Below are 21,912 nucleotides of genomic sequence, written 5' to 3'. Positions count from 1 at the left end.
GCCTGGTGTGGCCATTCGGCTCACTTCTGTCGGTGCACGTCCATACGCTGCGAACGTGGCCGGCATCCAGCACATCAACGACGAGCGCTCCGCGATTGCGCTCGCGGAACTACTCAACGGCAACTCGCGCCGGCGACCGGTTGTGGTTGTCACGATCCCCGCCGGACGTACGGAGCCGTGGATCGACGTCGAGGAGATTGCTCGGGAGTCCGGGAACCTGGCTGAGGTCTTTCTGATGCCGACTGGGCCCTTCACCTGGGAGTTCTCGAACCGGATGGCAGACGGCACCCAGGTGTACGGCGGTGCCGGGCGCGTCTACCCCGTCGGGCACGCGTGGGCCTCGGACTTGGCCAAGTCGCCGCTGCGCTTTGCCTTCGATGCAAAGGACGGTGAGCGCGCTACTCAGCAGCTCATCTCCGACACCTTGCGCATGGCCGCCTCCGCAGGGCTCCTTCAAGCGCTTCCCGCGCGCGAACTTCGTGATGTCAGCGGTGCGGTGAAGATGACCGTCGCGGGTCGAGCACTGGTCGACGTCGGCAATCTGTTCCCCGCGTCCATCGCTGAAGAGCTAACGGTCGAGGATGTGTCCATCGATCGAATCGTGACTGCGGGCCAGCGGATCGAAGGTTCGTACGATCGCGAGAGCAACCGAATCGACGTTACGAAGAGTCTCCGCCCAAGCAGCGACGCCCTGGCTGCGTACGCGGTAGGCGACGTGGTCCTCACGAAGGTGGCCGCCGTACGAAGCGGTAGGGCCGAGTTCCTGCTCTATCCGAAGGCCACGAGCCCCGCGGTCACGGTGACGGTCCTTCGCCGAGACGTCACGGACAACCCGGCCGACGATCTGCGAACCCTGATGACTGTCGGGGAAGTCATCCCGGCCCGTGTGTCCGCTACCGGGCCACAGTGGGGCCTCGTACTGAGCGACATCGACGATGACGAGCCAATCGTCGAGCCCCCGTCGCTTCTTCCGGGCGGTCCACCGTGGCTGACCGAGGAATCTGAGGAGCTGCGAGCCGAGGAGCCGGAACCCCTTGCGCCTCCGACACTTCGACTCACGGAACCCGCGGATCTGACCGACAAGACGCCCACGGCGCCGACGTCCTTCCGCGTCACGCCGAGTCCTTCCTTCCTCGACCGAAGCCATCCGCGACCGGGCCCACCTCCGGGCAATGCTCTGCCTGCAGCCGCCCAGACGCCAGGGTCGACTCGCAGTCTCTTGCTGAAGATCGACGGACTCGTTGCAGAGGTCGGCCAACTCAAGGTCGAGCGCGAGGATGTACGGAACCAACTACTAGCGGCGAGTGATGAACGCGCCCAGCTCCGGTATCTCCTCGATCAGGCGGAACGTCGCGCGAACCGCGCGGAGAACGACCTCAAGGCTGCTCGTGCGCGTCTTCGCAAGGCCGGCAGCGTGAAGTCGGGCCCGGCGGTTGACGCACCTCCTCAGTTCGCGGACCCGGAGCGTGGATTCCGCTATCTGGTTCTGACCCAGTGGGCCCGGCGCACCCTGCCGAGCGAGCAAAGTGAGCGTCCGCTTCCCGACTTCGTCGTGGGCGAGCGGTTCCTCGAGTCCCTCGCCCGCCTTGAGGGAATCAAGGAGGAGAAGGTGGCGGACGTCGTGTTCGAGATCGTCACCGGCCTCGCGCCACAGATTCCGAGCCGCGAGGTGCACCACCTCAGGACAGGCACGGGCGGTGATGATCCGGTGCGCGTCAGGGATGACGGCGCAATCGCCTGGCGAGCGAGCCTCCAGGTGAACACTCCGTCAGCACGGCGCATTCACTACTGGGCGCTCCCGAATGGGCAATTCGAACTCGCCCGCGTCGCCACTCACGACGAGTTCGACGTCTGACGTTCTCGTGGCCGCAGACTCGTCCGTCGTTCTCGGCGCCGGCGAGCTGCACAAGTCCAACGGATCGGCACTACAGAGGGTGGCCGAGCTGCGCGAAGATGCTGCGGAGCCGCTTCCTTGGGCCCACCGCAGTAATAGTTCGGCCGTTGCAGTCGACCACCTCGACGACCATGTTGAGGCCCTTCGCCGCAACCCGCGCCGAGGCGATGTCGTCCTTGAATATCTCGGCGAACCCGGAGAAGTTCCCGCCCATGAAGTGGAGCGCCAGCACGCCGTCGGCCGGGTAATGATTCAGGACCCATGTCCCGTCGGTCTTCGTGGAGTACCGCGAGGTCCGGAACGCGTCCCATCCTCCTTCGATGAATCCGCCCGCCGTGCCGATCAGGGCTGTCGGATCTGAATCCAATGCGGGCTCGTATCGGATCCCCCTGGCAATGGTGTCTGGGCTGTCGGCCGTCCGGCCCGACGATTCGTCGTCGTCATCGGCGATCGTGATGCCGTGGAGCCGGCCGCCAGAGCCGACATCGCTCGCGATGTGCTGTCCGACATATTCATAGAAACGACGGACCAGGCCGCAGTCGTCCATCGAGTGCCCAGCCTTGAGCCAGCGCCCCGCTGCCTCTGCGCCGGCCACTTGGCTGGCGAGCGCCGCGAGTTCCGGGGTGATTTCATCGCCAGAGTCGCCGAGCTTCGACGCCGCAGCAAAGATCTCTGCGGCCACCACACCCTCTTCGGGAAGCATGGACATCATTCGCGCCCGCTCGCGGTCCTCACGCTTGGACATGGACATCTCCTGTGTTCCTTCTCGACATTGCGACGCTCATGGTCACGATGCAATCCGACGCTTCGACGTGCATGCAGGGAACCGGTTGCAGGCCAGGAACGGGCCGTACTTGCCCTGCCGCAAGACCATGAGCCCCTTGCCGCAGGCTGGGCAGGGCTCGGGCGCCTCTCCGGACGCAGCGTCGCCGAGCAACGTGACGACGCCGTCGCCAAGCAGTTCGGTTACGAACTCAGACTCGCGGCCGTTCCTGGCGATGAGGAGGACCGTCTCTCGTGCCCGCGTGAGCGCGACGTAGAGTAGCCGTCGTTCCTCGGCGTGGGGAAACTCGTCACCTTCCGGAAGTGCGAGTCGCAACAACGGGTCGTCCTCCTTGGTGCTGGGAAACCCGCCTCGGCTTAGTCCCGGGATGATGACGTGATCTGCTTCGAGTCCCTTCGACGAGTGCACAGTCTGGAACGAAACGTCGAGGCCCGGATAGCGGGTGCGCGGGACGAGCTCCTGTTCGTACCGATAGCGTCCGAGGACCTTGACCGTCCTGCGAGATCCGTCCGCAGCGACAGTTGCGAGCTCACGCAGCCGTTCGTCGATCGCGCCAGTGACTCCTGCATCACTGTCGACAAGCGCAAGCGCCAGAGGTGCCACACAGGACCGCTCCGAGCGAACCGTCTTCTTCAACTGGCTCGGGTTCTTCATGACGAAGTCGCCAGCCAAGGTGCTGAGCTGCTGGGAACTGCGGAAGGTTCGCTCAAGACGCAGGACATGACCGCGACCAAAGGTGGCTTCAAACCGTGTCATTGCGGAGATGTCTGAACCCGCGAAGCGATAGATCGATTGCCAGTCATCTCCCACGGCGAACAGGAAGTGATCCGGTCGGCTAACCAATGCCTGCACCAGCCGCGCGCGCGAGTGGCTGGCGTCTTGGAACTCGTCGACGAGGACAACGCGATACGGGGACGTCCACCTGCCGGCTTCGACGAGGTCCGTGGCGTGATTCAGCATGTCCTCGAAGTCGACCTCGTTGGCGTCCTGCAGGCGGCGGTCCCACTCGCGCCGGACTTCGTCGAAGAGGTCCAGGAAAAGCGTCTCGCGGAGGTCCTGCGCTCCGTTGCGTCCCGTCGCGACCCGGGCGCGAAGGTCGCGGTCGCCGAGGCGGTTGCTCTTCGCGTGCGCGAGGAACGTACGGAAGAGGTTGCACATTTCCCGATCGGTCAGGAGCGGAGTTCCAGGGACCGCTCGGTCGGGGTCGAAGTCCGGTTCAATCCCGCGTGCACGCAGTTGACGCTCGAGGCTTTCGAAAAGGCTGCCGTTGGCGAGGTCTCGTGCTGCGGTCTCGATCAACACCGTCCCATTGGCGGCGTGCACACCTTTCTTCCAAGCGCTGGATTGGAGGTAGCCCTCAAAGCCCGGCGGCTCTGCTTGGCCCGCCACCAGCGCCCAGTGCTCGTGGTAAACACCAGCGGCGGGATAGAAGAAGTCGGGCCGGTACTGCGAGTGCTGCGCGTCCGCAACGTTGACTTCGTATGGACGCTCGTAGTCGAACTCAACGCCCGACTTGATGAGCCAATTCGCGATGGCGCGCTCCCCGGCGCTCTTCATCACTTCAAGGTTGAGGTCTCGGTAGCCGCTCCGCCGTTTCTGCGGATCCCAGGCGTCAGGTTCAGGTTCCGCGTCCCCCGTCATAGGTACGCCGAGCACGTTCTGGAACAGCGCCCACTTGGCCGCGAACTCCGCCGACGAACGTCGAAGTGCGCGGACGACGTCCGCGAGCAGCGGAACTCCGTTGTCCGTATCCAAGCCCGCCGCGAGCCGAGGCTTCGCTCCGGTCGCCTCCCCAATCACCTTCAGGCCGAAGGCGTGGAAGGTCGTCGCGCGCAGGCCGGCGGCCGAGATGTTCGCGTTCGCTAGCCGCCTATCGCATCGTTCGCCAAGCTCTGCGGCGGCTGACTTGTTGAAAGCGAGCAGCAGAATCTCGTCGGCCTTCGCGAGGTTCTTTCGGATTGTCCATCCGGCCTTCGCAACCATCGTCGACGTCTTGCCAGAGCCGGCGGATGCGACGAGCTGCACTCGATTGTCGAAGCAGATGACTGCCCGAGCCTGCTCCTCGGTCAGGGGCGTCTTCTCGATCCGATCGAAGAAGGCTCGTTCGTCGATGAGCTCGACGTCCACGAGTGCATCGTTCTGAGCCGCGACCTGGCTGCGGACGGACCAAGCCCCGTCGAGGGTCTGCAATGCCGGTCGTTGCGCCACGTCGGCGCGATCCTCCAATAGGCGGCGTTGGGCCGCGCTGAGCGGGTACATCGCGCGCAGTTGGGTGAGTCGAGACTCCCACTCAACAATGAACTCTTCTGGGAGCCAACGCCGGTTGGCCCAGCCCTCACCGGTCTCGGCGTGGAATCCCGTCCACCAACCGAGCAGCGCGTCCAGCACCGGCTGAAGATCGAGCGCTTCCTCGTACTCCTTGACCTGGCTTGCGACGCACGACTGGTACTCCGACAGGGCTCGCTTCGAAAGGCCCGGGAGTGGGGTCAGGATCCCAAGTTCCGGGGCTGACATCCGTGCCCAGATCGATCCGATTTCGAAGGTCAGCTTCTGATGTTCGGCGACGTGCACCGTGGAGAGTCCCGTGGGCGTCATCACGCTGATGTGCTGGTTGACAACTCCGAGAGTCCAGTAAGGCGCGCGTCCGAGATGCCGCGCCCAGAACGACGGGGACCACGAGTTCAGTTGCCGCCCGCCGATCACGCCCCATCGCCTTCCTTCGACCTGTCGGCAAAGCTGCAATCCGCCGATCACCTGAAGACTGGCAGAACCGTCCGACAGATGTGGCAAAACCGCCTCCCGCCGCCCTCCACGCCGACGCCCGCCGCGGCGCATCGGGACCACCTCCTTCGTGACCCATCCGTCACGAGGAGACCCCGATGCCCACCTTCGAGAATCCGGCTGCTGACGCCGACGAAGTCCAGACCGCGCTCCGAGGCCTCGCGCACGCGACGCGCTCGATCGATGATCCTCGTCAGATCTACTCCGTCCTCGGATCCTTAACCTCCGCGGTCGCGTCGCTGAGTCAGTCCCTGCATCAGCTCGGGTCGTTCCACGACGCCGCGGCGAAGGACAGCGTGTGGGTAGCCGGCGACTCCCGCGCTGGCCGCGCAGCGGCACACCAAGTGTCGTGGGAGCTCCATCGTGCGGGCGAGATCCTGCACCAGGTCGCCGAGTCGATCGGCAGCGCGCACAGCGCCGAGTCGCGCATCAGTTACACGCGCTCCGACCAGCTGATCCCAGACGGCACGGCGCAATCCGCCGTCAGCCACGGACTGTCGCTGTGAGCGGCTGGCGGGACGGCCGACTCCACAGCGCCGTTCTGGTATCGCCGGGCCGGGAGCGACGACGCGTCCGGAGACAGCGGCGCGCGGCTGCCAAGTCCCGCCTGGACGAGGACCGCAGCACGCGCAAAGCGGTAGCACGCGCAAAGGCCGACGTTCTGGCGGCCGAACGGAAGGCGACGGTTCTCCTCCCCAGGTCTGGCGAGCCCGGTCCGGCGGCGCTCCGCACACCGGGCCGACTCCGAATCCCCCGCCATCAGGACACCTCGGCGACATTGGCGGGCGCGTACCCGTTCCTCGCCGAGGGCGGTCTGGGCAGCGACGGGGTCTTCGTCGGCCAGGATCTCTACAGCGGCAGCTCGTTCGTCTACGACCCGTGGGTGCTCTACGCCCGCGGCATGATCACGGCGCCAAACCTCGTCTTGGCCGGCATCGTCGGCTCTGGCAAGTCGGCACTCGCCAAGAGCCTCTACACACGGTCGATCCCGTTCGGCCGCCGCGTGTACGTGCCCGGAGATCCGAAGGGCGAACACACCGCGGTCGCCGAAGCTGTCGGCGGCCGAGCAATCGCTCTGGGGCATGGCATGGCCAACCGCCTCAACCCGCTCGACGAGGGCCATCGGCCACCTGGCTTCGACGATGCCCAATGGCAGGCGCAGGTCACCGCGCGTCGACGCGATCTGCTCGGTGCACTCGCAGAGACGGTTCTCGACCGCCGGCTGACGCCGCTCGAGCACACCGCGATCGACGTCGCACTCGCCGACGCCGTGCGTTCGACACCGGTCCCTGTGCTGCCGATGGTGGTTGAGCGGCTGCTCGCACCCGACCGAGGCGACGACCTTGACGGACGCCTGGCAGAAGACGGCCGACTCGTCGGACATGCGCTGCGGCGCCTGGTCGCCGGCGATCTCGCCGGGTTGTTCGACGGTCCCAGCACCGTCCGCTTCGACCCGACTCTGCCGATGATCTCGCTCGACCTCTCTCGCGTGACCGAGAACGCGACGCTCATCTCGGTGCTCATGACGTGCGCGTCGGCATGGATGGAATCGGCACTTCTCGACCCCTCCGGCGGGCAGCGCTGGGTGGTGTACGACGAGGCGTGGCGCCTGATGTCGCACCCGGCGCTACTGCGCCGCATGGATGCGCACTGGCGTCTAGCCCGGCACTACGGGATCGCGAACATGCTGATCTTTCACAAGCTGTCTGACCTCGACAACGTCGGCGATCAGGGCAGCGCGATGAGAGCGCTCGCCTCCTCGTTGCTGGCGAATGCCGAGACCCGGATTGTCTATCGCCAGGAATCAGATCAGCTCGGGTCGACGGCGTCTGCGCTCGGGCTGACCGGCACCGAGCAGTCGCTGCTCCCGACGCTCGGGACTGGCCAGGGGCTGTGGCGGATCAAGCACAGGTCCTTCGTCGTCCAGCACCAGCTTCACCCGGCAGAGCTCGAGCTCTTCGACACGACCGGCCGGATGAACGCGACGGCTCCGCCCGGACACCTCGCTGGTGAGGCAACGACGGACGGAGGCCAGTAATGCGGACGCAGACACGAGACGTCGAGGCGCGCGAAGCAAAGCTCGACGCACTCCATCAGAAGCTCACGGACTCGGTCAGTGCCCTGGTGACGGGCGATGACTGGCGCCGCGCACTGGAGTTCGCAGCGCGATTCCGGTCCCGGTCATTCAACAACACTCTCCTGATCTACAGCCAGCACAACGCGGCGTACCAAGAGTGCAGAGTGCCCAGCCCGGTCCCGACGTACGTCGCCGGCTTCAAGCAGTGGCTCAGCCTCAACCGCCATGTCATGAAGGGCCAGGGCGGATACGCGATCCTGGCGCCAGTCACGGCTCGCTTCGCTTCCGCCAGCCCGGAGAACCCGGAGTCGTGGCGGCGGCTCGCGCGGGGCGAGAAGCCAAAGTGGGGTGAATCCGTTCGATCTCGGCTGATCGGGCTAAAGCCCGCGCACGTCTGGGACATCTCCCAAACCGAGGGAGATCCGATTCCCGAACCTCCGCGGCCCGCGCTCCTACAGGGCCTGGCACCCGACGGCCTCTGGGACGGTCTCGCCAACCAGATCGTTGCCGCCGGCTTCGAGCTCCGACTGGTGTCGAGCTCCCGGTCGATCGGCGGCGCGAACGGCCTCACCGACTACCTGACCCATGAGGTGTCGATCCGGATGGACATGGACGACGCCGCCCAGGTGAAGACGCTGGCCCACGAACTCGGCCACGTGTTGCTCCACGGACCCGACAACATCGATGCAGTCATGCACCGCGGCGTGGCGGAGGTGGAAGCCGAGTCGGTCGCTCTCATGGTCGGCGCTGCACACGGACTCGACACGTCGAGCTACACGGTCCCTTACGTGTCGACTTGGGCCAGCGATGTCCCGGGCAAGTCTCCGGTCGAGGTCGTTCAAGCCACCGCGGACAGGGTGCGGGCCGCATCGCTGAAGATCCTCGACAGCCTCCCGACGGCCAAGATCGGCGACGGCACGCCACCGGGCCTCGACAGAGATTCCATCGGCGCCCAGCGAGGAACCCCTGCAGTCGACGCGCCAGCCGCTCGACGCCAGACGAGCGAAGCACTGGGGATCTAGCGATGTTGAACAGCACAACGCCGTACCGGCGCGACGAGAACGCAACCCTGCGCGTGCCCGTCGTCATGCCGCTCGTTGAGGTCACCGTTGACGACCGAGGCCATCTTGACGTCCGCCTCGACCGGGAGCCCTACTCCCCCGACGGCGCCCTCCACCGCAACGACCTCAAGTCGACACTCGAGTCCATCGCGAACGACCTCGGAACCCCGTTGCGCGTCGAAGTCCACGAAACCGACGGCTCCGCCTTCACCGACATCGTCACGCCACCAAGGCCACCAGAGCGCACGGCGCGGCCGACGCGCCCGGCCCGAAAGCAGAGCGAGCAGCCGTTTCTGCCGGACGAGGAGGTCTCTGTCGCCGTCGTTGTCGCCCGGCAGCGCGGCGACGCAGGCGATGCCCCTCGAATTCCGCCGGCGCTCCTGGCAGCCCACCGAGGCGATGTCGTTCTGGTTGGTCGGACATCCGGTGCGATCAGGGTCCTCGGCGAATGAACACCCACAGCCAGTCGGTCGACAACGACCTGGTCAACCTCGGGCTGATCGCGATCGCCTTCACAGGTCTGCTCGCCGCCATCCTGCGACTTGCGGGAACGCTGGCCGCCTGGTTTACGGGCGCCGACCAGCCGATTCGTGGCTGGAGTTCCGGTCTCCGAGTGCTCGCGGACCCCAGATCCCCTGGCGTGGCGCTCGGCACTCCGGAGCTCTCAGCTTGGGCGTATTGGGGCGTCATGGCGCTGCTGATCGCTGCGGCCGTAGGAACCGCCTGCGTGGCGTGGCGCAGAGTGAGCCGATTTCAGTCCCGCAACCGGCGGGACCCGCACCGTCTGGCCGGTGTCGCTTCCCACCACGACGTCCGCACGACCGCCTCCCGCAAAGCGTTGCTCAGTCGCGGGCGGACACTCCGTCCGTCTCTACCGCACCCATCGGCGGCCGATGTCGGGTACCTGCTCGGGCGCGCCCGCGGCACCGAGGTCTGGGCGTCCGTCGAAGACTCAGTGCTCCTGCTCGGCCCGCCACGTTCGGGGAAGGGTCTGCACCTGGTCATCAACTCGATCCTCGACGCCCCCGGCGCGGTCATCACGACCGCCACTCGCCCCGACAACATCGCTGCGACCATCTCCGCCCGCAGCGCTCGCGGACCGGTCGCGGTGTTCGACCCGCAACGGTTGGCCGACGGCCTTCCTGCAGGGCTGCGGTGGTCCCCTGTGCGCGGATGCGAGGACCCACTCACCGCGATGATCCGGGCAACAGGGCTCGCCTCGGCCACGGGCCTTTCCACCGGCGGAGTTGAGTCCGGCGGCTTCTGGGAGGGCAAGACGCGGACGGCGCTGCAGTCGCTCCTTCACGCGGCGGCGCTTGACCGACGCAGCCCCGCCGAACTGTTCGCATGGACACTCTCCCCGTCGGCCGCAGCGGACGCGGTCGCCATCCTGAGCAGCCACAGGGACGCCGCCCCCGGATGGGCCGATTCGCTCGAGTCGATGATCCACGCCGACCCACGAACACGGGATTCGATCTGGATGGGAGTATCGCTCGCGCTCTCATGTCTCGCGGACCCGAGGGTCCTCGACGCCGTCTCCCCCGGCCCCGGCGAGGAGTTCGATCCGAGCGAGTTCTTGACCAGCAACGGCACGCTCTACTTGCTCGCAACCGGCGCGGGCGCCGGCGCGTCGTGGTCTCTCGTCGCGGCGTTCATCGAGGACCTCGTCGAAACAGCTCGGCACCTCGCCGCCGCTTCACCTGGGGCGCGGCTCGACCCGCCCCTGCTGATGGCGCTCGACGAGATCGGCAATCTCTCGCCACTCCCCTCCCTGCCAGTGCTCATGGCAGAGGGCGGCGGCACCGGGATCACGACCATGCCCGTGCTGCAGTCGCTCTCGCAGGCAAGAGACAAGTGGGGTGACCACGCTGCGGGCGCGATCTGGGACGCGTCGATCGTGAAAGTCGTCCTCGGCGGTACCTCGGCGGCACGCGACCTCCAGGATCTGTCGTCCCTGATCGGCGAGCGCGACGAACGCACCGACACGATCTCTGTTGGCGATTACGGCTCCCGGTCGCTGCAGAGATCCATGCGCCGGGTGCCGGTCATGCCGCCCGAAGCGATTCGGACGCTTCCCTTCGGGACGGCGCTCGTCCTGCTCCGAAGCGCGCCGCCCATCGTGACCGACCTCCGGCCGTGGACCGCTCGGAGCGATGCCTGCGTTCTCGCTGCCAGTCGGACAGATGTCGAGGCTGCTCTGAGGAGGCGATGACCCGGTACTCAGATGGATCGCAGCCGCTCGATGGGCCGTCTCTGCTGCTTTTCGTCCTGCTTGATATGGACGCTGACTAGGACTCGCTGGCCGTCAGGCTTGTAGTAGATGCGCCCGAGTGCCTCGCTGCCTGCAATGCCCGTAGACAGCTTGGGCACCTCGAACCACCCGCGAATCCCCTCGAGGTCCTTGCCCACGAGCCGACCAGCGTCGATCTCTGCAAGTGCTCTCATCGTGGGCGCCGGCGATTCGAGGTTGGCGATGACGTCGACCGAGTCGAGGACGAACTCAAGTCGACCAAACACTTGGGGCAGGAACTCAATAACGCCGCCGCGTCGGGGCCGGTGTGCGGTTGCCGCGCGGAGCCTCTCGGTTTCCAACGCCTCCAGCTCGGAGACCCTGCCGAGGAGTGCGTCCACCTGCGCCGCCAAGTCCTGCGCGCGCGCACTACTCTCCGCTGCCTTCGAGTCGGCCGACCGCACCCGCTCCAACAGGAGCGAGTTCTCCGCGAGCGCAAGTTCGCGGAGTTCTTCGGCATCGACCAGGCTCTTGACGAGTTCAGCAGTATCGCCAATGTCGCCAAGTCCCTGGCGGAGCACCGCGACCTGCTCTTGAAGGTCGACATGGCGGCGTTCCGCCAGGGCGATCGATTCTCGGTAGCGCTGCTCGCTGGCTTCCGCGTTCGCCAGGTCCTGCCGCACCTGTGCGAGTTCACGCTCGGCCGCCTCACCCTTGCGCGTCGCGACGTACAGTTGGTTGAGAAGCTCCTCGATCCGCGCCTCTGCGTCGGCGAGCCGAGACGCCGTCGGATCGGCGACCGGAACCGTCGGAGCGGACGATGAGGGCGGCGCGATGACCGCACCGACGAGCGCGAGCGCATCGTCACGGCTGCCCTTGAACCGAAGTCGGGCAAACCAGTCGTAGAAGTTTCCGTCGTCGGCTGGTCGGTGGCTGACGTCCCATCGTTGGACGCTGAGCTCGGCGGCCTCGAGGGCCGACACCAAAGCACTCGCAACGCGTTCGGAGGCGTTGAAGACTACGTAATGCCCGTACTGGTTCGTTTCGAGGTGCCACTCGACATCGAAGCCACCGGCTGTCTGGGCCGGCTCCCCAGCGGCCGGCGCATAGGGCACGTCCGCGCCCGCGAACAAGAAGCGGTCGCAGTCAGCCAGCTCCCAGCTCGCTCCGCCCAAGTCAATGACATCGCCTTGCCGCAGCGGGTAGACGGATCCGGCGTACGCCACGCCCGCGTAGCCATCTGGAGTCAGGCGGATCGGGCGTCGTACGCCGGCCTCAACCTCCGCTCCATGATCGAGGACACGAATTGTTGCCTTGGCACTCGCCATGTCATGCCGTTCCGCATCGGCACTCCGGGTGCCCCCACTGGCGCTTGCAGACGGCGCAGGGCTGGTAGTAGAGGTGCTCCAGCAGCTGAGCCTCAGTCGCCCCGTTCGTCACGTGCCGGGCGAAGGCACCGGAGTTGTGTCGGTAGAGCACGTCACCGGGAACTGCTGCTCGGTCCTTGTCCCTCGCCACATTTGCACGGACTACGAGGCCAGCCTGTGGCAGGAGCACGGACTCCTCAGGTGCTTTTGGGTCCGCAGCTACACCTCCGGGCAGGGCCTGTGCTGGGAGACCGAGTCCGAACTCCAGGTCGTAGTACGAAGCCTTGACCCGATCGTGCTTCTGGCTCGAGGACGCCTCAACGGACAACACCAGATCGTCGTCGAGAACGACCCCGAGTTCGAGGCGCTCGTGGAGCGGCGGTGCAGTTTCGTCGACTCCGAGGGTGATCATTCCCAGAGACGTGCGCCGCTCGCTCGCTTGGGGATGCGCCGACAACGCCGTGGGCGTCGCGATTGGGAACTTCGCCTTGCCGTCCGTCGGATCCGCGCAGTAGAGGTGGAGAGTCTCGTGCTTGACCTCGCCACCGAGAGGCATCTCGGTACCGGCTGAGAGCAGTGGCATCAGTGAACCGCGAGCAAGTTCGAGCTCGATCGGCTTGGCGAGGCGCAGCCGCTGCCGATCGTGTGCGATCCAAGCAGCTCCTTGGGAGATCAACGTGGCACTGTTCGACGGAACCTCGACTCTGTCAGGGCCGAATAGCTCGTGCAGACGGCTTCGAATCGCGGGCATGGCGGCCATGCCGCCGACCACAACTACGAGGGACACCTGCCCGGGGGCCATCGACAGGCTGTCGAGGAGCGACTCAATCTCATCAATACCTGCCGTCACGAGCGGTCGCGTGATCTCCTCCAACTCCTGGCGCGTGAGCTGGTACTGCAGAGTGGCACCGGACTGGAAGTAGCTCGGACGGTAGAAGGTCACGTCAACACGGTCAGCCGAGAGTTCGATCTTGTTGCGTTCTGCATCCTGAAGGAGGCGAAGTTCGGCCTCGGGAATCGCGAGGTCGTCGTCGGTTGCACCTCCGCGAGCGCGAACCCGTTTCACGACCTCGTCGCGGATCACCTTGTCGAACTCGTCGCCGCCGACCTGTGCTGATCCGCCGTTGCGCAGTTGACGAACCTGTTCTTCGTCGACCCTGCAGAGCGTCAGATCTAGCGTTCCGCCACCCCAATCGACGACCAGAACGTTTCGACGGGCCAGGCGCCGTGCCATCTCCTCCGGGTCATGGGCACCCCGGATAAATCCGTAAAGGGCGGCGAGGGGCTCGTGTACGAACTGGGCGACGCGCATTCCAGCACCGGCAAAAGCTTCGCGCAGCGCTGCCCGGCGATGTCCGTTCATCGTGACCGGGATCGTGACGACAGCGTTGTCGAGGTCGCCGAGGACATTGCGCTGCGGGCTCCGCATTGACTCTGTGCGCACATGCCGAACGACGTCCGCCACGATGTCCACCGGGCTCCGGTCCACCCCTCCGACCGCGACTGCCTCCTCGCCAAGAAGGAACTTGGGCGACTTCACCGTGTTGCCGTGCACGCCGATGCCGGCCGCGCCCAAGGCGTCCTTGGCCTCGCGCCCGACGACCACCTGCTCGCCTTCGTAGCGGACGATCGAGGGGTGCGGCCGCCCCGTTTCCACGTCCATCACATCGATGACGCGGTCACCGACGACTACCGAGACCAGACTGTTGGTCGTGCCGAAATCGAAGCCGACGATCATGCGAGACCACCAGCCGCGTCCTTGAGCTGTTCGACCTCACGACTGAGGGCAAGCAGCGAACGATCCAAGAACTCCTCCGCAACATTGGGCGCGCCATTCCGCAGCGCGTGAAGCCCATCGGTGAGCAAGTCGATCTCACCGCCGAGGCGTCGAATGATGCGCGTGCGGAGGGTTTCGTAGTCGTCGGCCATGTGGCTCTTGTCTACGACCCGGTTGTCTCGCTCGGCCGCGAGCTCCTTCTGGAGGCGCACGACATCGGCCGAGAACGCTTCAGCACGGGCTAGCGCGACCTGCTCGCGCTCCGTGGCGGCCGCGAGCTCCTCGCGGAGCCTGGCTTCGCGATTCCATGCAGATGCGGCGTCACGCTCCTGCTGTGCAACCTGCCGATCGAGGCGCGCAATCCGGGCCAAGAAGTTGGCGCTGACGATCCCGAGAACATCGTGGTCACGGCTTGCGCCGATCTCGCCGACGGCTCGCTCCAACCCGATCGCCTCGGGAGCTTCGTACTTCCACAGCGAGCTGTATGCAGCATCGATGAACTGGTCCAGACTCCATTCGCGCTGAAGAGCGCGGAGGATCCCGTAACAAGCAATCGCGTTCTTCACCAGGCGATCACTGTCGGTCGCCTTGAACTGCTCGGGAGCTAGTCCGAGCTTGTCCGGGCCGATTCGTCGAGCTTCGTCACGTAGATGGTCAGTGGACAGTTGCGGATCCCGACGCGGGTCCAGCAACTGGTCCATCCAGACCCGGAACACCGGGTTGTGCCCGAGAGCCAACACGGCGAGATCAACGATCCGATTCAGAGCCCGGGCGAGATCTCCGTCTTCTGCGCGCTTGAGCTGGACCCCCTGTCGCGCAGCGTATTGGAGCAGCTTGTACGGAGTCGCCAGCGTCGGGTCGTTGGCCGCGAGGGACGCCACCAGTTCACCCTGCGCCGCGATGCCATCGTCGGTAACCGGCAGCTTCTTGAGTGCGTCCTTCGAGAACTCGAGCAGCCGAGCGTTCGACTCGTAAGCGAAGGTCAGCAGTTCCTCGATCGTGGTGATGACGGGCTTCGGCTTGGCCTTTGCCCGCTGGGCTGTCTTGGGGGTTCCCTTGGGCATCGCAACTTCTTCAGCCGACTTCATGGCTGCGTCGTCCGCAGACACCTCCGCGACCTGATCGGGCGAATCGGTTCCAGCGCCGGGCTCGGGGGGCAACTCGCTGTTCAACGTCCTACCTCTTGCAGTCGTGTCCGGAATCCTGCGTACCAGGCGCCAGTCTCCTTAGAGTGCCTGAGCGCCTCACCATGTCTGGACGCGCCCTCGGGATCACCGGCCGCAAGCAGCGCCTCGGCGGCGATAAGGCGCACCTTGAACTGGTCCTGGGGCCGAAGCCCGCTAAGAATCGGGAGGACCTGAGTGATAACAGACGAAAGGCTCCCGTCCAATGCGGCGGCGCCAACATCCACGAGTTCCTCAGTCACCGAATCGCTAAGAGCCTGATCGAAGCTCCCATGGGACCGATCGGCGAGGCTTGCCGTCACGAAGGCGCCGCCACTCAGCAGGGATCGGAACCGTGCTGCGACGTCGGAGACGCGGTGACTGTTGGTCTTACGTACCGCGAGGTCGAATTGGTTGTAGTGCAGCGCCACCAAGCCGCAGATCGCCTCCGCAGCCGGCCGGTCGAAAGTCGAAAGAAGGGAGACCGCGCTGTTGTATCGCTGCTCGTACAGCGGCGCTCCCGATGCATCGACGCGCCCCGGATCCTCCTCGGCCTCGCGAGCAAGTACGCCGTACAGGTAAGTGGCTAGTCCTTCGCGGTAGCGGCGGGCCGTGACACCCCTACCTGCGCGCATGATGAAGGCGTCGATCGCGTTCCGGCTCAGTTCTCGACTCGCGATGAGCTTCTCCAACGCTTGGTCGACGAGGCCAAGATCCTCTTCCTCCGCGAGGCAGAAGTCGAACTCAAAGGTCCTCTCGAGCGGACCGTTCGCGACAGCAACCGTCTGGACACCAACCTTCACATGGGCGAGGTACTTCGCGGCATCTTCGGGCGAAAGCTCGCGGCCATTAACGCTGATGGTTTCGACGTCTGCTGTCATCCAGTCCGCTGCGCTGCTCGCGCTCGTGACCATCAGCCGCGTGCGCCCACATTCCCGGCCTCTGAAGAGGAGCGTCGGCCGCTTGGTCGCGTGGCCGTCGAACCTGTGGGCCCGGCGGGCGCGATCGGAGGAGAAGACGAGCCCGCATTCGGGGCACGGGAACTCGGGCGGCTTGGGCGGGGAAGCGGGCCCGGTAGATTCAAATCCGGTCGGCTCATGGAACTCCATGTAGCCGGTGTGCCAGAACCCCACAGACCCCTCCTCCCCGCTGCCCGATCAAAGATGACTACGCCTTCGGCAGGTTAGTCGCACCGTCCGACACTTACGGCCGATTCAGGAGCACTGGCAGGGCAGCGCGGGCGACTCCTCACCAAACGCGTCGCCTTCTACGCGTGACGTGCCACGCACCTGGGTGCCCCTCGAAGCACGGGTGAACCGACCTCACGGATCGGCCCTGAGCTTGCAGCTTGGCGAGGGCTCTACAAGCGAGCCAGCGGTTGGCGTACGGGATCTTGGTGCACATGGCGCCTCCACAGAGAACTGAGTGGAGTGACGCCTCGCCTCTATCGACGAACGGCACGGCGGCGGCACGCGCTGATGCGCCCGGCTCACCCGCATTCCAAGGTCCATGGAGCCGGCGGGACACATCGAGACTAGCGCCCCGCCCAGCGAATCGCGGCGGGTCAGCCACACCTGATTCCTGAGAGCGGACGCCATCCGAGGCTCCGCGATACCGCAGGAGTCAGAGATATGACCATCCCGACACAGCTGAGCCTCCACGGGTTCATCGCCACAACGCCCGAGCTGAGCAAGCCTGACTCAAAGGACGCACGATTCTTCGCGCGCATCGGCGTCGAGCACTGGCGCAAGGAAGCCGACGGAGCGTTCACGAAGCTCGAGCCGACTTTCCACAGCCTCGTCATGTACGGCGAGTCCGCCAAGCGCGCGTACGCACGGTTCCGGGTGGGCGACCAGTTCGTGGCGTCCGGCTACGTCACCGAGTACGAGTCGACCTGGAACGAGCAGACGGTCATGCGCGAGCAGTTCGTCGCCCGCCACATCGGTCACGACACGACCTGGACGCGTTATTCCGTAGACCGGGCGCCGGCGAACCAGCCAGAGCCGCCGAGCGACCAGATGACGGTCGCCAGCGAGCCGCCGCGAGTCGTCGGCCTCTGACGGAGCTCGACGCCGATGCCCGAGAACAACGGACAGGGGTCACTGTTCGAGCCCGCGTACGACGCCAGCGTCCATCCGATACTCGCTGGCTCAGCCGAATACGGCGGCCCAGACGACCCTGAGGAGCCACTCCGACCGCTCAACTGGAATCTGCTTTCCAGCGAGGAGGCGGAGTCCGAGTGGCTCGACCTCAACGCCTGGGTCGACTGGCTCCGTGTCACCTACGGGTTGCCGCCGACGGTCATTCCGCCGTACTGGCATCGGCACGACGAGCTCGTTTGGGAACTCTCGGCACTTCACCTGCACTGGTTGAACTCCTACGACCCCGACAGCTCACCTTCCGCGCCGCTGATGTGGCACCGCGACTTCGCCGACGCCCGCCATCGGCTTCGCGAGTGGGTCGCGACCTGCGGCACCCGCCTCGAGAAGGACCGAGCGACCCGCCAGACGTCGTGGCCAGGCGAGGATCCGCAGCCGCCCGCGGCAGAAGTAGTCATCGAGGACCGGGGTGCGGACTTCATCGAGTTCGTCGTCGAGGACATCGCCGCACGACGACGGATCGAGGAGCGGGTCAGAGCCAGCCTCGCGGGATGACTGCACCGCTGGAGCTCAGGCGCATCCATACACAAGCCAGACGGTTCACAGCACGCCGGCGGCGACCGGCCACCTGAACTGAACAAAGCAGATTCGTCGAAAGGAATCACCCATGCTGCTCGCACACGCAGTCACCCTCGCCGAGGCCCGCTCGTACGTCGCAGCGCTGGCAGACCGGGCGAGCTCGGAGGACGCCTCCGCGGAGTACGAGCGCGTCTTGCTGCAGCTCGACTGGATCCACGGCGACTACGTCCCCGGCATTACAGAGGTCCCCGGCGAACACCGGGACGTGCTGTTCGCGATCGCCGAGCAAGCGATCGAAGACCTCATCGGCCACGGCGTCGACGTCCTCCAAGTCGAGCTCGTTCTCGACATGCTCGACGCAGCCAAGGCCCTGGACGCAAGCTGATGTACGCCGAGAACGGCGGCCATCTCCGCGCCCAACTCGGCACGCTCCTTCGCCAACACCGGATTCAGCAGCGACTGGGCGGAGCCGGCAGCCACACGATCCCAGAGACCACCACCGTTGATGAGCGCCGACTTCTCGGCGAACAGATCGCCCGCTACCGACAGTCCGCGCTCGTGTGGAGTGTTCAAGCTGTTCGGGCGGCGAATCCCCGAATGAACCTCCTCGGGACGAGCGCCCGGACCCGCGGCCCCGCTGACGAACTGGGCCACCGCCTCGACATCACGATCGAACACTCGAGTGGCCCGCCCTCGCTCGAGGAACTCACGACAGAGCAGCCATTTCCGATGGTCGAGACTTGGCGCAACGTCGCCCGTGCAGCAGCCCTCGGCGAGCACGACTTCGACGCCGGACTGGGGCACGGGCGCCTGACACGAGTGCAATGCATGACGCTCCTCAAGGATGCTTCCGATGTTGTGCGCGGCCTCGTCGTGCTCGACCGGAGGTACAGCAACATCCCGCAGTGGCAGCCTCTCAAGGATGCTGGATGGCTTAATCGGGCCGCCGAGACCTGCTCAACGTTCGCCGGCCGCGACGAGCCCGACTACACGATCGATCTCCGAGGATGGCGACCACGGATCGCCCCGATCGACGGCGCCGGACTCCCAGGGATCGTTGGCGTACTCCAGGCCGAAAACAACCTCTTGTTCCAACTCGGCTCATTCCCCGATGCCCGGAGTCTGCGCCTCATCCTCGACTCTCAGCGGATCGTGTCTCGGGACGCCGCCGATCTCGTGAAGGCGACCCGCCCCGACCTGGCCCAGGAGTGGAAGGCCCGCTCTGGAACGTATCTGCGACTCGCCCGTGCAACCCGCGACATCGGCGGCATGCTCGGCAACGGCGGACCGGCAGCGGGCGAGGCAGCGCTCGCAGCGGCGCGCGTCCAGCACCTTGATGTACTCGACGCCGCGGCCGACTCCAATGCACTCCGGCACCTCGACAATCTCTTTCGAGGAATCGACGACCGGATCGCTGAGGTGATCCAGCAGGGAGCACGCGAGCGGATCTACTTCGCCCGCGTCCCCCTGCCGAGGCTGGATACCGGCGTTTCGGCCAGGGTGACGCCGACCCGCCACCGCTTCACGCCGATCACCGCCGACGTCTGCCCGGCCCTCCTCGACATCGTCCGTGACGAACTCCGCGCACCGACTCCTGCTTCCAAAGCACCGACGAGGGCGGCCGCGAGCCGCGCAGAGTTCGCGGCCGCACTCAATCACCGACCAGAGCCCCGGCGCGCCCAGCCTGGCCCGTCGCTGTAACCGTGTGGCCTCACTCCCCGTCAGGACGCTTCGGGGCCAACGCCTCTAGGATCTCCGCTGTCACTGGATCCACCGCCTCGTCGGGCTGGATGTAATGCTCCTTGGTGATCTTGGACGAGGTGTGACCGAGCAGTTCCGCTGCCAGGTCCGGGCCGCTGGCCCGGTCAAGCACGGTCGCCACGGTGCGACGAAAGGCATGCGGCGTGACGCCCTCGATTCCAGCTTCCGACAAGACCGCACGGAGACGGCGACGGATGTTGTTGGTCGTCAGCGGCGTCCCATTGCGCGTAAAGAACAGCAGGTGCTCAGGGTCCTCGTCCCCGATCAACACCAGCCGCTGCCGAATGACCTCAGCCACGAAGCTCGGCACCGAGACCACACGCGTCGACTTTTGGGTCTTCGGATGGTGCTGCCGATAAGTGGGCTTTCCGGCCGGCGACACGATCGTGCCGCAGATCCGAACTGTCGCCGGCGATACCGTGACGTCGACATCGCAGCGCCGGATCGCCAAAACCTCTCCGATCCGAGCCGAGGTGCCGAGCATGACCTCGATGATGTGCTCCAACTGGCCGTCGGGCGGTGGGCCCGGCGTCCCTGGGGCACGCCGCCAGTTGCGCACGGCCGCCCGAATGGCTTCGACCTGATCCAGTGTCAGTGCCATCGTCTCCGAAGGCGGCTTGTGGAGACGGGCAGTGTCGCGAACCGGGTTCTTCTCAAGAGCGTCGTAACGGACAGCAAGCCCGAAGGCCAGGCTAAGGACCGTTCGCGCCTGCTTGGCCGTGCTGTAGCTCTTAGCCGTCGCCAGGCGCTTGATGAACTGGTCGACCTTGCCAACGGTGATCTCGCGAAGGCTGTAGCCCTCGAACACCGGCAGCACCAACTGGCGCATGTTGCGTTCGTAGAGAGCGCGAGTGCTCTCGGCGAGCTTGTCCTGAAGGTCCAAGTCCTCCAGCCAGACGTCGACGAGCGTCGTGAAGGAACTGTTGGCCGTGAGCTCGCCGGCCGCTCCCTGCGAGGTGCGGTCCGCAAGGACCTTCTTGAGGTTGCGCTCCGCCTCGCGCCTGGTCATGCCAGTTGCGGAGACCCGGCGGACCTTGCCGTCAGTGTCCCGGAAGCGGGTGCGAGCACGGACCTGACCTCCACTCGCGCTGATGTACGAGATGTCTCCGAACGTGCCGATCGGCGTGCGGGGCCTAGCCATGGGACTTCACGACCCCTCCGACGAAGCCCCGGGGCGTCCTTCCCGCTGGCACGCGAGCCACTCGTGAACGTCGCTCACGAAGTAGCGCAGTTGTCGGCCGACATGGATGGCGCAGGGGCCCTTGCCGGCGAGGCGCCAGTCGTACAGCGTCCTGACCGGCACGTGGAGGTACTCCGAGAGTTCCTCGATGCTCATCAGCGGCTCGAGGCCGCTCATCGTTGGTGTTGTGGTCTCCATGCACGCTAGGTGCAGAGCGCAGACCGCGTCGTTCCGCAACTATCGGAGTGACTCCGCAGCCAGATCGCCGCTGAGGCCGCGAGGACGTTCCTGGACCGGGTTTTTGGACCGTAAGTGGTACCTGGATCAAATCTCTAAATGCTTTCAGGCTCGGAATCGGTTGATTCCGAGCCTGAAACTTTGTAGCGGGGGCAGGATTTGAACCTGCGACCTCTGGGTTATGAGCCCAGCGAGCTACCGAGCTGCTCCACCCCGCGTCGGTGAACCCAACGTTAGGGCATGACCCCAAACCGCACCAAATCGGGGCGTTCCACCGATCACGAGGACGACGGGGGCGGCGGTCCCAGGCGCGGGACGGGGGCGCGCCAGCCACGGCGTACGGCGACCAGCCGCCACCCGATGGTGACCAGGGCGGCCGGCGCGAGGAGCACCCCGTGGGCCACGCCGAGCTCGGCGCCGGTCGCCGCGATCGCGGCACCGGCGAGGGCGGGGATCGCGTAGAGCTCGCCGTAGCGGAAGATCACCGGGACGCGGCCGGCGAGGAGGTCACGGATGATGCCGCCGCCGACGCCGGTGACCATGCCGAGGGCGGCGGACGGCGCCGGGCCCAGCCCGTACTCCTGGGCCTTGAGGGCCCCGGCGACGCAGAAGAGGCCGAGACCGAAGGCGTCGAAGACGTTGATGACACGCTCCAGCCGGCCGACCGCAGGATGCAGCCAGAAGGTGACCAGGCCGCCGACGACCGGGACGAGCAGGTAGCGCCAGTCGGCGACGGCGGGCGGCGGCACCGCGCCGATGACGACGTCACGGATGATCCCGCCACCCAGGCCCGTCGCCATCGCAAGGACGACGACCCCGACGATGTCGAGCTGGTTGCGCACGGCCACCAGGCCGCCGGAGACCGCGAAGACGAAGATCCCGACCAGGTCGAGGGCGAGCAGCATGCGGCGATGATGCCGCA

General features: G+C 66.1%; 19 protein-coding genes and 1 tRNA gene. 10 read left to right on the top strand and 10 right to left on the bottom strand.

The genetic code is table 11. The annotated features are described in order from the left end of the window. Positions 1-55: 55 nt before the first annotated feature. Positions 56-1,855 carry a hypothetical protein gene (locus KU893_RS15680; protein ID WP_218235312.1) on the top strand — a complete coding sequence of 600 codons (1,800 nt, stop codon included), beginning with the start codon at positions 56-58 and terminating at the stop codon, positions 1,853-1,855. 70 nt (positions 1,856-1,925) lie between these two features. Here KU893_RS15680 and KU893_RS15675 read toward each other — a convergent pair whose 3' ends face one another. Both KU893_RS15675 and KU893_RS15670 read right to left on the bottom strand, forming a co-directional pair. Then, positions 1,926-2,639 carry a hypothetical protein gene (locus KU893_RS15675; RefSeq protein ID WP_218235311.1) on the bottom strand — a complete coding sequence of 238 codons (714 nt, stop codon included), beginning with the start codon at positions 2,637-2,639 and terminating at the stop codon, positions 1,926-1,928. A gap of 42 nt (positions 2,640-2,681) precedes the next feature. Further along, on the bottom strand, positions 2,682-5,513 hold the full coding sequence (locus tag KU893_RS15670) for a UvrD-helicase domain-containing protein (protein WP_218235310.1): 2,832 nt from the start codon (positions 5,511-5,513) through the stop codon (positions 2,682-2,684). 44 nt (positions 5,514-5,557) lie between these two features. On the opposite strand from KU893_RS15670, the gene KU893_RS15665 reads away from it, so the two are divergent. From KU893_RS15665 to KU893_RS15645, 5 genes are read left to right on the top strand one after another with little or no spacing between them, the layout of a single operon-like run. Then, on the top strand, positions 5,558-5,965 hold the full coding sequence (locus tag KU893_RS15665; protein WP_218235309.1) for a hypothetical protein: 408 nt from the start codon (positions 5,558-5,560) through the stop codon (positions 5,963-5,965). Next, a complete protein-coding gene (locus tag KU893_RS15660) occupies positions 5,962-7,497 on the top strand; it encodes a putative type IV secretion/conjugal transfer ATPase (RefSeq protein WP_218235308.1) in 1,536 nt (511 codons plus the stop codon). The genes KU893_RS15665 and KU893_RS15660 overlap by 4 nt, the downstream gene beginning before the upstream one ends. Then, entirely contained in the window at positions 7,497-8,558 is a 1,062-nt protein-coding gene (locus KU893_RS15655) for an ArdC-like ssDNA-binding domain-containing protein (protein ID WP_218235307.1), read from the top strand. The genes KU893_RS15660 and KU893_RS15655 overlap by 1 nt, the downstream gene beginning before the upstream one ends. A 2-nt stretch (positions 8,559-8,560) precedes the next feature. Next, on the top strand, positions 8,561-9,049 hold the full coding sequence (locus KU893_RS15650; RefSeq protein ID WP_218235306.1) for a hypothetical protein: 489 nt from the start codon (positions 8,561-8,563) through the stop codon (positions 9,047-9,049). Further along, a complete protein-coding gene (locus tag KU893_RS15645; protein ID WP_218235305.1) occupies positions 9,046-10,809 on the top strand; it encodes a TraM recognition domain-containing protein in 1,764 nt (587 codons plus the stop codon). Before KU893_RS15650 ends, KU893_RS15645 begins: the two co-directional genes overlap by 4 nt. A gap of 8 nt (positions 10,810-10,817) precedes the next feature. Here KU893_RS15645 and KU893_RS15640 read toward each other — a convergent pair whose 3' ends face one another. Genes KU893_RS15640 through KU893_RS15625 form a run of 4 tightly spaced genes read right to left on the bottom strand, consistent with a single transcriptional unit; the run spans position 10,818 to position 16,267 of the window. Further along, a complete protein-coding gene (locus KU893_RS15640) occupies positions 10,818-12,155 on the bottom strand; it encodes a hypothetical protein (protein ID WP_218235304.1) in 1,338 nt (445 codons plus the stop codon). Between the two features lies 1 nt (position 12,156). Continuing rightward, complete coding sequence (locus KU893_RS15635) at positions 12,157-13,932, bottom strand: Hsp70 family protein (RefSeq protein WP_218235303.1); 1,776 nt, start codon at positions 13,930-13,932, stop codon at positions 12,157-12,159. Further along, positions 13,929-15,143, bottom strand: coding sequence for a hypothetical protein (locus tag KU893_RS15630; protein WP_218235302.1), 1,215 nt, complete (start codon positions 15,141-15,143; stop codon positions 13,929-13,931). The genes KU893_RS15635 and KU893_RS15630 overlap by 4 nt, the downstream gene beginning before the upstream one ends. Next, positions 15,140-16,267: a hypothetical protein gene (locus KU893_RS15625; protein ID WP_218235301.1), complete on the bottom strand. Its 1,128-nt coding sequence runs from the start codon at positions 16,265-16,267 to the stop codon at positions 15,140-15,142. The genes KU893_RS15630 and KU893_RS15625 overlap by 4 nt, the downstream gene beginning before the upstream one ends. Before the next feature lie 498 nt (positions 16,268-16,765). On the opposite strand from KU893_RS15625, the gene KU893_RS15620 reads away from it, so the two are divergent. The 4 genes from KU893_RS15620 to KU893_RS15605 all read left to right on the top strand — a co-directional run bounded on the left by KU893_RS15620 (position 16,766) and on the right by KU893_RS15605 (position 19,513). Next, the gene (locus KU893_RS15620) at positions 16,766-17,194 is read left to right on the top strand and encodes a single-stranded DNA-binding protein (RefSeq protein WP_218235300.1); all 429 of its coding nucleotides are present in this window, start codon (positions 16,766-16,768) and stop codon (positions 17,192-17,194) included. 15 nt (positions 17,195-17,209) lie between these two features. Then, positions 17,210-17,788: a hypothetical protein gene (locus tag KU893_RS15615; protein ID WP_218235299.1), complete on the top strand. Its 579-nt coding sequence runs from the start codon at positions 17,210-17,212 to the stop codon at positions 17,786-17,788. A 112-nt stretch (positions 17,789-17,900) separates the two neighbouring features. Then, complete coding sequence (locus tag KU893_RS15610; protein WP_218235298.1) at positions 17,901-18,197, top strand: hypothetical protein; 297 nt, start codon at positions 17,901-17,903, stop codon at positions 18,195-18,197. Continuing rightward, positions 18,197-19,513 (top strand): hypothetical protein, encoded by a 1,317-nt coding sequence (locus tag KU893_RS15605; RefSeq protein ID WP_218235297.1) that lies wholly within the window; start codon positions 18,197-18,199, stop codon positions 19,511-19,513. The genes KU893_RS15610 and KU893_RS15605 overlap by 1 nt, the downstream gene beginning before the upstream one ends. 10 nt (positions 19,514-19,523) lie before the next feature. Here KU893_RS15605 and KU893_RS15600 read toward each other — a convergent pair whose 3' ends face one another. The 4 genes from KU893_RS15600 to KU893_RS15585 form a co-directional block, all read right to left on the bottom strand. Further along, on the bottom strand, positions 19,524-20,582 hold the full coding sequence (locus KU893_RS15600) for a tyrosine-type recombinase/integrase (RefSeq protein ID WP_218235296.1): 1,059 nt from the start codon (positions 20,580-20,582) through the stop codon (positions 19,524-19,526). A 138-nt stretch (positions 20,583-20,720) separates the two neighbouring features. Then, on the bottom strand, positions 20,721-20,930 hold the full coding sequence (locus KU893_RS15595) for a helix-turn-helix domain-containing protein (RefSeq protein WP_218235295.1): 210 nt from the start codon (positions 20,928-20,930) through the stop codon (positions 20,721-20,723). A gap of 204 nt (positions 20,931-21,134) precedes the next feature. Then, a tRNA-Met gene (locus KU893_RS15590) sits at positions 21,135-21,208 on the bottom strand. Between the two features lie 60 nt (positions 21,209-21,268). Further along, the gene (locus KU893_RS15585; protein WP_218235294.1) at positions 21,269-21,895 is read right to left on the bottom strand and encodes a trimeric intracellular cation channel family protein; all 627 of its coding nucleotides are present in this window, start codon (positions 21,893-21,895) and stop codon (positions 21,269-21,271) included. Between the last annotated feature and the right edge of the window lie 17 nt (positions 21,896-21,912).

This window comes from Nocardioides daeguensis, assembly GCF_019192965.1.
Lineage (GTDB): Bacteria > Actinomycetota > Actinomycetes > Propionibacteriales > Nocardioidaceae > Nocardioides > Nocardioides daeguensis.
The sequence above is the reverse complement of the archived record's forward strand: the minus strand, read 5'-3'. Positions and strand labels throughout refer to the sequence as shown.

Coding starts and splice junctions, on each gene's coding strand:
- KU893_RS15675 (WP_218235311.1), bottom strand. CDS start 2,639: ATGTCCAAGCGTGAGGACCGCGAGCGGGCGCGAATGATGTCCATGCTT.
- KU893_RS15670 (WP_218235310.1), bottom strand. CDS start 5,513: ATGCGCCGCGGCGGGCGTCGGCGTGGAGGGCGGCGGGAGGCGGTTTTG.
- KU893_RS15665 (WP_218235309.1), top strand. CDS start 5,558: ATGCCCACCTTCGAGAATCCGGCTGCTGACGCCGACGAAGTCCAGACC.
- KU893_RS15655 (WP_218235307.1), top strand. CDS start 7,497: ATGCGGACGCAGACACGAGACGTCGAGGCGCGCGAAGCAAAGCTCGAC.
- KU893_RS15650 (WP_218235306.1), top strand. CDS start 8,561: ATGTTGAACAGCACAACGCCGTACCGGCGCGACGAGAACGCAACCCTG.
- KU893_RS15645 (WP_218235305.1), top strand. CDS start 9,046: ATGAACACCCACAGCCAGTCGGTCGACAACGACCTGGTCAACCTCGGG.
- KU893_RS15640 (WP_218235304.1), bottom strand. CDS start 12,155: ATGGCGAGTGCCAAGGCAACAATTCGTGTCCTCGATCATGGAGCGGAG.
- KU893_RS15635 (WP_218235303.1), bottom strand. CDS start 13,932: ATGATCGTCGGCTTCGATTTCGGCACGACCAACAGTCTGGTCTCGGTA.
- KU893_RS15620 (WP_218235300.1), top strand. CDS start 16,766: ATGACCATCCCGACACAGCTGAGCCTCCACGGGTTCATCGCCACAACG.
- KU893_RS15615 (WP_218235299.1), top strand. CDS start 17,210: ATGCCCGAGAACAACGGACAGGGGTCACTGTTCGAGCCCGCGTACGAC.
- KU893_RS15610 (WP_218235298.1), top strand. CDS start 17,901: ATGCTGCTCGCACACGCAGTCACCCTCGCCGAGGCCCGCTCGTACGTC.
- KU893_RS15605 (WP_218235297.1), top strand. CDS start 18,197: ATGTACGCCGAGAACGGCGGCCATCTCCGCGCCCAACTCGGCACGCTC.
- KU893_RS15600 (WP_218235296.1), bottom strand. CDS start 20,582: ATGACCAGGCGCGAGGCGGAGCGCAACCTCAAGAAGGTCCTTGCGGAC.
- KU893_RS15595 (WP_218235295.1), bottom strand. CDS start 20,930: ATGAGCGGCCTCGAGCCGCTGATGAGCATCGAGGAACTCTCGGAGTAC.
- KU893_RS15585 (WP_218235294.1), bottom strand. CDS start 21,895: ATGCTGCTCGCCCTCGACCTGGTCGGGATCTTCGTCTTCGCGGTCTCC.